Source organism: Paenibacillus sp. HB172176 (assembly GCF_011947265.1).
In the GTDB taxonomy this organism is placed as follows: domain Bacteria; phylum Bacillota; class Bacilli; order Paenibacillales; family Paenibacillaceae; genus Pristimantibacillus.
Genome location: NZ_JAATHD010000003.1, coordinates 225,028 through 237,636, shown reverse-complemented (window position 1 = coordinate 237,636; position 12,609 = coordinate 225,028). Strand labels below are relative to the sequence as shown.

The window sequence follows — 12,609 nt, the reverse complement described above, 5'->3', positions numbered from 1 at the left end:
TTTATAGCTCTTGATCCTGCTCGGAGATCAGCGTAAAGGCCTGTACCGTTTCTCCTGTCAGCGCGCGGCTTCTGCTATCCGGTTGGGAAGCGCCTACATATACAGAATAATTCCCAGCGTACAGCCTCCTTTTCCCCTCCTCATCATATAAACCGAAGGCTTCGATAGGCAAATGCAAGGTCAGAGTTTGTTCTTCCTGCGGCTGGAGATGAACCTTCTTGAACGCTTTCAACTGCGGGTTCGGCGTGCCTTCTCGCTCGGCCTTCACGTACACCTGCAGCACCTCTCCGCCTGCCATAGCGCCGATATTCTTAATCGTAGCGGTGATTGAAATTCCAGCATCCGTAATAGGATTCCTATCGAGAGTAACATTGTCTATAGCAAAATTCGTATAGGATAATCCATAACCGAACGGATAGAGCGCCTCTTGCTTCATATACCGATAGGTGCGGTTCGCCATCGCATAATCGGTGAACGCCGGCAGCTCGTCAATGGAGTGGTAGAACGTAATCGGCAGCTTGCCCTCCGGAGAGAACGCCCCGAAGATCGCTTCGGCAATCGTTTGCCCGCCTTGCGCTCCTGGATACCAGCCTTGAATAATCGCGGAGACATGCTCATGCGCCCAGCCCAGTCCGAGTGCGCTTCCTGACAATACAACCAGAACAACCGGTTTCCCGCTTTCGCAGGCTGCCTTCAGCACTTCCTCCTGAATGCCCGGGAACGCCAAATCCCGCTTATCTCCGCTGCCGTATTGATTCCCGGTATCGCCATCCTCGCCCTCCAGACTCGCATCGAGCCCCAAGCAAACGACGACGACGTCACTTTCCTTGCATACGCCTTTCACTTCCGCAATCCGGTCATTGTCACCTCCGAGAACGCTGATGCGATCTTTGTACAGATGACAGCCTTCCGAGTAGAACACTCTCATATCCGATCCCGCCAGATTCTGAATGCCTTCCTTCACCGTAATGTAGCGGGAAGCCGTTCCCTCATAATTGCCTACCAGCGCCCGTCTGTTGTCCGCGTTCGGACCGATTACCCCGATCGTACTAATCGCGGACTTGTTCATGGGAAGCAATCCGTCATTTTTCAGAAGCACCAGGCTTTCCTTGGCGGCCTTCCGGTTCAGCGATTGCATTTCGGTTGAATCAACTTCTGCATAAGTGATCGAATGATACGGCACCTTATCGTGATCATCGAACAGACCGAGCTTCATTCGGGTCGTGAACAGACGCGTTACGGCAGTATTAATGGTTTCTTCGGTCACTAGCCCTTGTTCGACCGCCTTCAGCAAGAGAAGGAATAAGCTCCCGCAATTCAAATCGCAGCCCATATTGACCGCTAAGGCCACAGATTCTATCTCATTCGAGGTGACCTTGTGATGCTCATGGAAATCCCGAATAGCCCAGCAATCAGAAACAACATGCCCGTCGAATTTCCAATCCTCCCGCAAAATCTTCTTCAATAGAAGCTCGCTGCCGCAGCAAGGCTCGTCATTGGTGCGATTATAAGCGCCCATCACAGCTTCCACTTCCGCCTCTTCTACGCATGCGCGAAATGCGGGCAAATACGTTTCGTACAGATCCTGAGTGGATACTACCGCATTGAAGCTATGCCTGATGTCTTCCGGACCCGAATGCACCGCAAAGTGCTTCGCGCATGCCGCCGCCTTCATGTAATTCTCGTCATGGCCCTGCAGACCTTGAATAAACCGAACACCCAGTCTTGATGACAGATAAGGATCCTCGCCGTAGGTTTCATGACCTCTGCCCCATCTCGGATCGCGGAAGATGTTGACATTCGGCGCCCAGAAGGTCAAGCCTTTGTAAATATCCGTATCTCCGAACTCTTGTTGCATATTAAACTTCGCTCTGCCTTCCGTCGCAATTGCATCTGCTACCTCTTCCAGCAGTTCCTCGTTGAACGTTGCCGCGAGTCCGATCGCTTGCGGGAATACGGTTGCCACTCCAGCTCTCGCAATGCCATGCAACGCTTCGTTCCACCAATTGTAGGCCTTCACGCCCAATCGTTCGATCGCTGGCGCAGCATGTATCATCTGATGTACTTTCTCCTGCAAAGTCATCTGCCCCACCAATTGTTCGGCACGTTCTTTATAACGTTCGTTTTTATTCTTCCGTTTCACCAAATTTGACATGTACATTTACACCAGCTTTCTGCAATCTGAGAGGCAAATATGTGGGATAAACTTGATTAAAAACAATTTTTTGTAATTTTTCTATTGATGTATCCGGTTTCATGTTGTTATTATAGAGGTAATCGTTCATACGATCTCTGTAAATCTTGCTTTTTGCTTCTCAAATATTGCGAATTTAACGAATTTGATAGATCAAATTCTACCTCAGAAAGAGTTGAACCGCTCATGATTGAAATTCTCAACGGCACCAAAGAAACCGTATCCTATCATCATCATTTCGGTATTCGGCTCTATTTGAACGTTCAAGTAGAGGATTATCCTGTGCACTGGCACACCGCCGCCGAGATCATTATGCCGCTGGAGAACATCTACACCGTAACCGTGAACGATACGGCTTACGTGCTTCAACCCGGCGATATCCTCGTCCTCCCCCCAGGAGAGCTTCACGAGATTATCGCTCCTCCCAGCGGAGAACGCATTATTCTGCAGTTCGATTTTTCACTGCTCTACAATCTCAAGGGCTTCGATTCCACCTTTCATCTGCTGCGCCCTTGTTGCTTGATTTCCGCCAATCGGCAAGAGCCCTTCGCCGAGTCCTTGCGCGAGCTTCTCCTTAACCTGAAGGATGAATATTTCGGGAAATCGCTGCTGAAGGAAGCCGCCGCCTACGCTCTGCTCATTCAATTCTTCGTGCTCCTCGGGAGAAACGCCATGAAGGCGGAGCATCGCGACCATTCATCGAAAAGCCAGAAATATCATAAGAATATCGACAACTTCCTCAAGGTTTGCAACTATATGAACGAGCATTGCACCGAGGATATTCAAGTGGATGAACTGGCCGAGCTGGCGGGCTTCAGCAAATTTCATTTCACCCGTCTGTTCAAGCAATTCATCGGGATGTCCTATTACGAATATCTCAATCAACATCGCATCATGCATGCGGAGAAGCTGCTGATCGACCCGAATATGTCGGTCACCGAAGTGGCCATGCGCTCCGGCTTCGGCAGCCTCGCCACCTTCAACCGCGCATTCAAGACATATAAGAAATGCACGCCGACACAGTACAAGCATCTGCATGACAGCCGTCCGCATCATAACGATTAATCCACTCATTCTAATAATAAGGAGAAAAAAGCGATGAATCAGATAACCTTGTTCAACAACGACTGGCAGTTCTCCAAGCTTCCGCTTCATAGCGACCTGGAAACCGCAGCGGGCGGCAGCATCGACTGGACACCCGTTACCGTGCCCCATGACTGGATGATCTATCAATCTCATGATTTGTACGAAAGCGGGGAAGGCTGGTATCGCAAACGCTTCGAGTTGGGCGGGTTTGAGCCCGGAACACGATTCTCACTCCGCTTCGAAGGCGTCTACATGAACAGCACCATTTATGTGAACGGACAAGAAGCAGGCGCATGGAAGTACGGCTATTCCACCTTTGAAATCGACATTACGCCATTCGCGCACTCCGGCATGAACGAGCTGTATGTGCGCGTCGTTCACGAATCCCCGAATTCCCGCTGGTATTCCGGCGCAGGCATCTATCGCTCCGTTTGGCTGAAAGCTTATCCGAATACGCATATCGCGGCGGACGGCATCTATATTGCGGCAGCTCAGGAAAACGGTTCATGGTATGTGGAGACAGAGACGGAGGTAGTATTCGCTGCGGGGAGAGCTTCGGATCTTGCTTCGGGAGCGGCTGCAGCTCACGGCGCCGAAGAGCCGAAGAAATCGGCCTCAACTCTCCTCGCCCTTCGGCATCATGTGACGGATGCCGAAGGGCGAATCGTTGCCCAAGCGACGATGCCAGTCCCGACTCCTGCAAGCGCTGGCGCAATCGTTTCTGTGCCCGTGCGCATTCCCGTGGAACAGCCCGAGCTGTGGGATATCGAGCGTCCCTACTGCTATAAACTGACGACTCAGCTAATGGATGGCGAGAACATTATCATGCAGGAAACGAACAGCTTCGGGTTCCGCACCATAGCCTTCGACAGCGAGAGAGGCTTCTTCCTGAACGGACGGCATGTGAAGCTCCACGGCGTTTGCCAGCATCATGACCTGGGATGCCTCGGCGCCGCGGTGAATAAAGCCGCGCTTCGAAGGCAGATCGCCTTGCTGAGGGAGATGGGAGTTAACGCGATTCGCACCGCGCATAATATGCCCGCCGTCGAGCTCATGGAACTCGCGGACGAGATGGGCATTCTGATCGTGTCCGAAGCATTCGACATGTGGGAACGGAAGAAAACGACCTATGACTATGCGAGATTTTTCCCGGAATGGTGGCGGCGGGACATCGCGAGCTGGGTCCGACGCGACCGCAATCATCCGAGCATGCTGATGTGGAGCATCGGCAATGAAATCTACGACACCCACGCGGATGAGCGCGGACAAGAGCTGACATGGATGCTGATGGATGAAGTGTTGCTCCATGATCCGAAGGGCAATGCTGTCATCACGATCGGCTCCAACTACATGCCATGGGAGAATGCGCGGAAATGCGCCGATATCGTGAAATTCGCGGGTTATAATTATGCAGAGAAATATTATGATCAGCATCATGCCGAGCATCCCCACTGGATTATCTATGGCAGCGAGACCTCATCCACCGTGCAGAGCCGCGGCATCTATCATTTCCCGTTGTCTCAGTCCGTGCTTGCGGATGATGACGAGCAGTGCTCCTCGCTCGGCAACAGCTCCACGAGTTGGGGGGCGAAGAGCACGGAGAGCTGCATTATCGCCGACCGGGACGCGACTTATTCTCCCGGCCAATTTCTGTGGACCGGCTTCGACTATATCGGGGAACCGACGCCCTATCATACGAAGAATTCCTACTTCGGACAGCTCGACACCGCCGGCTTCAAGAAGGACGCCTTCTATATCTATCAAGCCGAATGGACCGATTATCGCGTAAGTCCGATGATTCATATTTTCCCCTATTGGGATTTCTCGAACGGGCAGCTCATCGATGTTCGCGTCTGCTCCAATGCTCCGAAGATCGAATTGTTCTTGAACGAGAAGTCGCTTGGAATCGTTCATATCGATCACGCTCGCGGGCAGCGGCTGATCGGTGAATGGCGAATTCCTTACGAGGAGGGCGTGCTTCGGGCCGCCGCTTACGACGAGGCGGGGAAGGAGATCGCTTCGGATATTCGCTCCTCCTTCGGAGACGCGGCGGCCATCGCGCTGTCGCCGGACAGAACGACTCTGACAGCCGACGGCGTCGACTTGATCTTCGTGGAGATATCCGCCGTCGATTCCGACGGACATCCGGTCGAGAACGCCAACAACCGCGTGCTTGTGACCGTGGACGGCCCAGGCAGGCTCGTGGGCCTGGACAATGGCGACAGCACCGACTACGATTCGTACAAGGGCGCTTCCCGCAGATTATTCAGCGGCAAGCTGCTCGCGGTTATTGCCGCATCGCTCGAACCCGGCAGTATCCGCGTTCGGGTCGCTTCCAGAGGCTTGCAGGCAGGCGAGCTTGCCTTGACCGCTCTCGCGCCGCAGCCTGCCGATGACGCCGGCGTCAAAGCGCTTTATTTGTACGATTATCGCGCTTTCGAAGAGCATCCCGCATCTCCAATCGACGGCGTCGAGCGGGATGAAATCCCCGTGCGCAAGCTTGAGATCATTTGCCCGGAAGGCAATCGCTTGTCGCCGGAGAACAGATCGCTGCCCCTTCGGGTAAAGCTCCACCCAGACAAAGCCACCTTTCAGGAAGTCGAATGGCGAGTAACCAACGCCGCCGGAATTGACGCGAATATCGCCGCCTTGGAAGCAAACGGGCATGACGCCGTCATTACCGCCTTGGGGGACGGCGATATCTATATACGTTGCGCGACGAAGAACGGCGCAGAGCGCACACGCCTCTATTCGCTGATGGAATTTCATATCAGCGGACTCGGGCAGACGTTCCTGAATCCGTACGAATTCGTATCTGCCGGTTACCACAGCAGCGCCAGCCGGAATTTGACGAACGGCAACGAACGCGGAATCGCTACAGCTAGAGACGGCGAAAGTCTGATCTGCTTCTCCGATATCGACTTTGGAAGCTACGGCTCGGACGAGGTCACCCTTCCGATCTTCGCACTCGACAGCGAGGAATTTCCGATTGAAATCTGGAGAGGCGTGCCCGGAGAGGATGGCGGCGAGTTGTTGACGACAGTCGCATATCAGCGTCCTTCGCGGTGGAATGTCTACCAGGAGGAGACATACCGATTGCCTGAGCGATTGAAGGGAGTCTGCAGCCTTAGCTTCGTCCTGCGACGCAAGATCCATCTTAAAGGCTTTAAGTTTGCAAAGCGGCAGAAAGCTTTTACTCGCTTAAGCGCCCTTGATAACGATCATATCTACGGCGACTCCTTTACGAGGTCAGAGCAGGCAATCGAAGGCATCGGCAACAATGTTTCGCTTATTTATGAGGATATGGATTTCGGTGACGGAGGAAGCACAAGAGTAGTGATTTGCGGACATTCTCCGCTCGACAAGAACACCATCCACCTCTTGTTCAGCGGTCCCCAAGGGGAGAGCAAGCAGTTGGTTGAATTCGCCTATTCGGAGGGCTATTGCGAGAGAGCATTTCAGCTTGAGCACATTGCGGGTCTACAGACAGTAATCCTTGTGTTCCTGCCAGGCAGCCAGTTTGATTTAAAATGGTTTCAGTTTGAAAAATAGAAAAGAGGTTGGACAACAGAGTGGCTGCGTTCAAACATTAGGGTGATTTCTGAGACTTTTCCGATCCTAAGGAAGATTCATAACGTTATTTACCAGAATCTACTGCCTGTATGAATCTAAAGAAGATGGGTATCGTTATTTTCTCAAATTGAGCATGATTTCTGCTCGAAACCATGAAATAAAACGATCAATCTTCGTTAGATTTGAAAATGATGCCTTTTGATAGCCATAACGTTATCCAGTTTCGTTAGCGTTTTGCCTGGCTCCATCCAAGCCATATAGCCAATAGAAAAGAGGTTGGACAATGGGAATTACCATACAGGAAGTGATCAAGACTCTAACCATGCCGGGCGGGAATTCACCGGATACCGTAGACGAATTGTTAGCGGGCGAGCCTGGCAGTGAAGTAACCGGGATTGTTACAGCGTTCATGCCTACGCTCTCGATTGTAGAGCAAGCCGCCGCGCTAGGGACCAACCTGGTCGTCGCTCATGAGATGCTCTATTATGCTCATCGGGATGGAGACAAGCTTCACGCGGGAAGCAACGTTCGACAAGAGAAAGGAATGCGCATCGATGCTTCCGGCGTCGCGATCTATCGCTGCCATGACTATTGTCATCGCTTGCAGCCCGACATGATTACCGAAGGGCTCGTCCGCGAGCTTGATTGGCTTCCGTATGTTCACAAGCGCCTCCCCCATGCCGTCATCGTGCAAATTCCTCCCGCGACGCTGAAGGAAGCTGCCGAGCATATTAAAGCCCGGCTCGGAGTCGCTTTCCTGCGGGCAATGGGCGATCCGTCAACGTTATGCAGACGAATCGGCGTATTGGCAGGCTTCCGAGGGCAGGCGCAATTCATCATCCCAATGTTCGAGGAGGAGCAGTTGGATCTCGTCCTATATGGAGAGGGCTTCGAATGGGAGACGCCGGAATATGTGCGGGACTCGCTCTATCTGGGCGAGAAGCGGGCTCTGCTCGCGCTCGGCCATGCGGAGAGCGAGGAGGCGGGCATGTCCGCTCTAGCCGACCATCTTCGCCTTCAGTTCCCGGGCATTCCTGTTCATTTTATCAAGGAGAAGCCCCTGTTCACTGTGATGTGATTAAAAAAGGTTGATCGTTAAAAAAGCGACGACCAACCTTTTTTTCAAACCTAATTATAGCGACTCAAAGTAAAACTTTTGATTATTAAGATTCAAATCAATCCATTGGTTCAGTTGAGCACCGTTAATTAACGATTCCCCTGCTATATCCCAGAGCAAACCAGAATGCTTGAAGAATAATTTGAAACTTCCGTCATTTTGCGGTACGAAACGAACTTGCCTAAGGCATGCAGACTGGATACCTTATACCATCCCTCCTCCGATATTCATATACTTGCCGCTATGCTTTGCCTGGATATAATAATCACCGACAGGCTGCAGCCTCCATTTTTGCGAATTAATCCCGTTCCAATCCCATTGCTGCAATTTTGCATTATCACTCGTCGAGTCCCCGGTCACTTCAAGCACTTTACCGCTTCTGACACTTTCAATTTTAAACCATCCATCTCCAACGTCAACGAAATCCCATTGCTGCGACGTGTTTCCTTCTACATGGACAGAGTTGATAATTTGAGCGCCATTGGACAGCGAATTGTCTTGAAAAGCGGCAACTTTCTCATTTATCTTAGAGGCAATCTGAAAGTGTCCGTCGCCTGTTAGAATGATTGACCATCTTTGATTTTTTCTTCAAATCCGGCATTTTTCACATAACCTTTATTGACGAATGTACCAAATTTCAACTGAACATTAGTTCGATAGTTTCCCTGGTCCACGCCTACTATTACGGCGATCTCATTAGAACCAGTCATGTACATACTGCTCCAAGCCTTGCCAAATGGCGCCCAAGGCGCCGCTCCGTTTAAATACCATGTTGTGCCATAGTCATCACTGAAGGAAAGGTTTCCACTGTTGGAAGTAAAGGCAAGTTATCCGTCGGGCAACGCAATCAAGAAAGGGGCCGAGTATTGGCCTGAAATCGTTCTGCCAATTCCACTGGACCAGGTCGTTCCATCCATTGATGTCTTATAATGAATGTTTTTGATTTTATCACATAAATCCCTTCAATTTTTAATTGTCAACAAGCTTAGGTCAACTAAAATATTGGATATATCAGACTTACCCGAGCCGTTTTATTAGATATACAGACGCTGGTTTTCCACCTCTCGAATCCACACCTGCATGAAACCTTCCTCCCTGTTATCCCAAGCATAGTAAGGAATCAATAGACATGGCTTGCCATTCTCTTCTTTGCCCATTAATACCGTGACTCCGCCAAGCAGATCCGGACGGTACAGGATATTCAGCGGTTCTTGTGCAGAAATGGCAAACGTATCATAAGTGAACTCCCGATTATCGGCTTGCTCCGCGCAATAAACAATGGGTCCGCGCTGAATCGCAAGACGGCCGCGATCGGCTTCAACCTCCGCTCTTGCGCGCACAACCTCCACAGGCATATCGAGCTCCAGTGAAATAGAATCTCCCGATGACCATTGCCGATCCAGAATCAGGTACCCGCGTTCCGTCAGCGCTTCGGCTCCGACAAGGCTCTCTTCGCCGACCTTGAGCTTGTAGCCTCGACACCAACCCGGTATGCGTAATCGAACAACGAATTTTCCAGTTTGTTCAGGGTTGACCGCAAGCTCGATCTTGCCGTCCCACGGGTAATTCGTCGTTTGTTTCAGCTTTACGATAAGCCCGTTGCCAGCCTCGAATTCCGCTTCGCCATTCAGGAATTGATTGACGGCGAACCCGTCGTCTGTTCTTGCATAGGCATACTGGCCAATGGAAGGCAAATAGCGCACCAAGTTTGTGGGGCAGCAGGACGTGCCGAACCATTCTACGCGGTGGTGGCCGCCTTCGGATGCCAGCGGATTAACGTAGAAAAACTTGTCGCCGGACAATGAAATGCCGGCTAATGCGCCGTTATACATTTCCCGCTCCACCACATCTGCATATTTGGCATCTCCGAACAGCAGGTTCATCCGATGATTCCAGAACGCCATGGCAATAGCAGCGCAGGTCTCGCAATAAGCCGTTTCGTTCGGAAGATCATAATCCGTAGTAAAACCTTCATTATGCCTCGAAGGCCCGATTCCTCCCGTCACGTACATATTGCGCTCCACGGTATGCGCCCAAACGCGATGCAAGGCATCCACATAAGCCGAATCACCGGAAGCGTGAACCACATCGGCCATTGCCGTGTATAGATACATTGCGCGGACAGCGTGTCCGGTCACTTTCTCAATGTTACGTATCGGAACATCGTCCTGACAGTATGCCGGTCCCCATTCTTCCTTATCCCATATTTCCCCTTTTCCGTGACCGTGACCACGCTCCTCTAACAGCCAAAGAGCGAGTTTCCAATATCGTTCTTCATGAGTCACGCGGTACAGCTTCACAAGAGCCAGTTCGATTTCCTCGTGCCCTTCCACCCAATGCCGTTTACCAGGGCCGAATAAGCTGTCGTAATGATCAGCCATTCTACAGGCAACATCGAGAAGCGTGCGTTTGCCTGTCGCTTCAAAATAGGCGACCGCCGCCTCAATCAAATGACCTCCATTATACATTTCATGTTTTTCCATATCCGTCCATTTGCTCTCAGGGGCTGCCAATGTATAGTAGGTGCATAAATAGCCATCCGATTCCTGTGCGGCGGCTATGAGCTCGATAATCCGGTCGACTTCCGATTCCAGCTCCGAATCCCTGTTCGACATGAGTAGATAGGCTGCTCCTTCGAGTACTTTGTACACATCGGAATCATTGAAGTAGAGCCCTTCGAATGCTCCTTCCATCAAACCGGCAGCCTTAGCGAAATTCGCTATGCGCCCCGTGACCTCGCACTGGGCCAAACAGGTTTTTATGGTGACACGATTAAGCACTTCAAGGCGCGGACGCCAGAACGCATCATCGATTTTCACTTTCGTAAAGGGAACGCTCTGCCATTTCATGATTGGGTTTTCTATGGATGTCATTCAGGTATTTCCTCTCTTTCGTCAATTTATCCTTTCAGTCCGGTCATCGTAATCCCTTCAAGGAAATAACGCTGTCCTATCAGGAACACGATGACGCAGGGCAACACAACAGCCGCCGAAGCCGCCATGAGCAGATCCCATTGCGCGGTATAGGTTCCTTGGAACATCTGCAGCCCAAGCGCAAGGGTAAACAGGCTGTCGCTGTTCACATAAATGAGCGGGCCCATGAAATCGTTCCATGATCCCAAAAAGCTGAATAATGCGACCACGATTAGCACTGAACGGCTAAGAGGCAAAATAATTCTCATGTAGATTTGAAAATAAGTTGCTCCGTCCACGAAGGCCGCTTCATCAAAGTCTCGCGGAATCGTTAAATAAAATTGACGTATCAGGAAGACGTTAAAAATTCCGCCGCCGAAATAAGCCGGTACGATCAACGGGTAGTACGTGTCATAGAAGCCAAGCATCTTCCAACCAAGAAAGCTTGGAATAAGAGTTGCAGCCACCGGCAACATCATGCTTGACATCAGGATGCCGAATACGATGTCCCTGCCTTTCCATTGAATCCGCGAGAACCCGAACGCCGCGATACTGCTTGTAACAACAGTGCCGACAAGAACGCTGAGCACGATGATCAGAGTATTGGTGAAGAACGTGCCGAAAGGCAGAATGGTGAGCGCTCTATGGAAATTGTTCCAATGAAAAGGTTTCGGAATCCACTCCGGCGGCATGGTGAAAATTTGCGATAAATCCATAAGCGAACTCCGCAGCAGCCATACGAACGGAATGATAAACATCGCCGAGATCAATAATAGAGCCGCATATCCTGCCGTAAGCGAAAGCTTGGATTGCCTCATGCGCGCTCCCCTCCTTCGTAATGCACCCATGTCTTCGAAGTCTTGAATACAAAAAAGGTGAAAAACAGGATAATAAGGAACAGTACCCACGCGAGTGCGGAAGCATACCCCATTTCGGTATCCTGGAAACCTGTCCTCCAAAGATAGAACACATAAAATAAACTCCGATTATTCGGTCCGCCTTGCGTCAAGATATATGCTTCGTTAAACACCTGGAAGGAACCGATGATCGTTATAATGGTATTGAAGAAAATTGTCGGAGTCACCATCGGAATCGTAATGTGGCGAAGCTTGCTGTACCACCCGCCTCCATCCACATCGATCGCCTCGTAATACTGCTGGGGAATACCCGACAGCCCCGCGAGGAAAATAATGACTGTACTGCCGATCCCCCACAACGTCGTAAGCACGACGGACGGAATTACGCTGCCCTCCGAATACAACCAATTGCTAGTCGGCAGATGCAGCCAAGTTAGCACCGAATTAATCAGGCCCAGATCGGGATTCAGAAGCCACATCCAGATCATTGCCGATGCGACCGCCGGCACGATGCTTGGCAGATAGATAATGGTGCGAAACAAGGCTCTTCCTTTGACATTCAGGTTAAGAAGCAGGGCAGTAAAAAAAGAAATAATAATAACTGCAGGTACCCGCAGTATAACAAAGTAAAACGTAACGCCAAGCGATTTATAGAACAGTTCGTCTTCGCCAGAGAACAACTTGGTATAATTATCGAATCCGACAAATCCGGTTTGCTCTTTGAAAACGTTGTAATCCGTCAAGCTAAGCACCAAGCTTGCAATCATGGGACCCAACGTGAAGATGATAAAACCGAGTATGGCGGGCGAAGTGAACAATAACCCGTAAAACATTCCTTTTCTCATGTGCAACCTCCGATCGCAAAGCTTC

Annotated in this window: 9 protein-coding genes; 3 read left to right on the top strand and 6 right to left on the bottom strand. The window is 50.8% G+C overall.

All coding sequences use genetic code 11. The annotated features are described in order from the left end of the window. Position 1: 1 nt before the first annotated feature. A complete protein-coding gene (locus HFP08_RS05955) occupies positions 2 to 2,056 on the bottom strand; it encodes a glycoside hydrolase family 3 C-terminal domain-containing protein (protein ID WP_240941118.1) in 2,055 nt (684 codons plus the stop codon). 324 nt (positions 2,057 to 2,380) lie between these two features. Between HFP08_RS05955 and HFP08_RS05950 the strand changes: the two genes are divergently transcribed. From HFP08_RS05950 to HFP08_RS05940, 3 genes are all read left to right on the top strand, one after another. After that, entirely contained in the window at positions 2,381 to 3,259 is an 879-nt protein-coding gene (locus tag HFP08_RS05950; protein WP_168119620.1) for an AraC family transcriptional regulator, read from the top strand. A gap of 33 nt (positions 3,260 to 3,292) precedes the next feature. Then, complete coding sequence (locus HFP08_RS05945) at positions 3,293 to 6,832, top strand: glycoside hydrolase family 2 TIM barrel-domain containing protein (RefSeq protein WP_168119619.1); 3,540 nt, start codon at positions 3,293 to 3,295, stop codon at positions 6,830 to 6,832. A 304-nt stretch (positions 6,833 to 7,136) separates the two neighbouring features. Next, positions 7,137 to 7,931, top strand: coding sequence for a Nif3-like dinuclear metal center hexameric protein (locus tag HFP08_RS05940; protein WP_168119618.1), 795 nt, complete (start codon positions 7,137 to 7,139; stop codon positions 7,929 to 7,931). Between the two features lie 243 nt (positions 7,932 to 8,174). Here the strand turns inward: HFP08_RS05940 and HFP08_RS29680 are convergent, their stop codons facing one another. The 5 genes from HFP08_RS29680 to HFP08_RS05915 all read right to left on the bottom strand — a co-directional run bounded on the left by HFP08_RS29680 (position 8,175) and on the right by HFP08_RS05915 (position 12,584). Then, positions 8,175 to 8,495: an RICIN domain-containing protein gene (locus tag HFP08_RS29680; protein WP_481856548.1), complete on the bottom strand. Its 321-nt coding sequence runs from the start codon at positions 8,493 to 8,495 to the stop codon at positions 8,175 to 8,177. 32 nt (positions 8,496 to 8,527) lie between these two features. Continuing rightward, a complete protein-coding gene (locus HFP08_RS05930; protein WP_168119617.1) occupies positions 8,528 to 8,680 on the bottom strand; it encodes a hypothetical protein in 153 nt (50 codons plus the stop codon). Positions 8,681 to 9,004: 324 nt separating this feature from the next. Continuing rightward, the gene (locus tag HFP08_RS05925; RefSeq protein WP_168119616.1) at positions 9,005 to 10,843 is read right to left on the bottom strand and encodes a glycoside hydrolase family 127 protein; all 1,839 of its coding nucleotides are present in this window, start codon (positions 10,841 to 10,843) and stop codon (positions 9,005 to 9,007) included. A 26-nt stretch (positions 10,844 to 10,869) separates the two neighbouring features. Continuing rightward, the gene (locus tag HFP08_RS05920) at positions 10,870 to 11,700 is read right to left on the bottom strand and encodes a carbohydrate ABC transporter permease (protein ID WP_168119615.1); all 831 of its coding nucleotides are present in this window, start codon (positions 11,698 to 11,700) and stop codon (positions 10,870 to 10,872) included. After that, positions 11,697 to 12,584 carry a carbohydrate ABC transporter permease gene (locus HFP08_RS05915; protein ID WP_168119614.1) on the bottom strand — a complete coding sequence of 296 codons (888 nt, stop codon included), beginning with the start codon at positions 12,582 to 12,584 and terminating at the stop codon, positions 11,697 to 11,699. Before HFP08_RS05915 ends, HFP08_RS05920 begins: the two co-directional genes overlap by 4 nt. Between the last annotated feature and the right edge of the window lie 25 nt (positions 12,585 to 12,609).

Coding starts and splice junctions, on each gene's coding strand:
- HFP08_RS05930 (WP_168119617.1), bottom strand. CDS start 8,680: ATGACTGGTTCTAATGAGATCGCCGTAATAGTAGGCGTGGACCAGGGA.
- HFP08_RS05915 (WP_168119614.1), bottom strand. CDS start 12,584: ATGAGAAAAGGAATGTTTTACGGGTTATTGTTCACTTCGCCCGCCATA.
- HFP08_RS05950 (WP_168119620.1), top strand. CDS start 2,381: ATGATTGAAATTCTCAACGGCACCAAAGAAACCGTATCCTATCATCAT.
- HFP08_RS05925 (WP_168119616.1), bottom strand. CDS start 10,843: ATGACATCCATAGAAAACCCAATCATGAAATGGCAGAGCGTTCCCTTT.
- HFP08_RS05945 (WP_168119619.1), top strand. CDS start 3,293: ATGAATCAGATAACCTTGTTCAACAACGACTGGCAGTTCTCCAAGCTT.
- HFP08_RS05955 (WP_240941118.1), bottom strand. CDS start 2,056: ATGATACATGCTGCGCCAGCGATCGAACGATTGGGCGTGAAGGCCTAC.
- HFP08_RS05940 (WP_168119618.1), top strand. CDS start 7,137: ATGGGAATTACCATACAGGAAGTGATCAAGACTCTAACCATGCCGGGC.
- HFP08_RS05920 (WP_168119615.1), bottom strand. CDS start 11,700: ATGAGGCAATCCAAGCTTTCGCTTACGGCAGGATATGCGGCTCTATTA.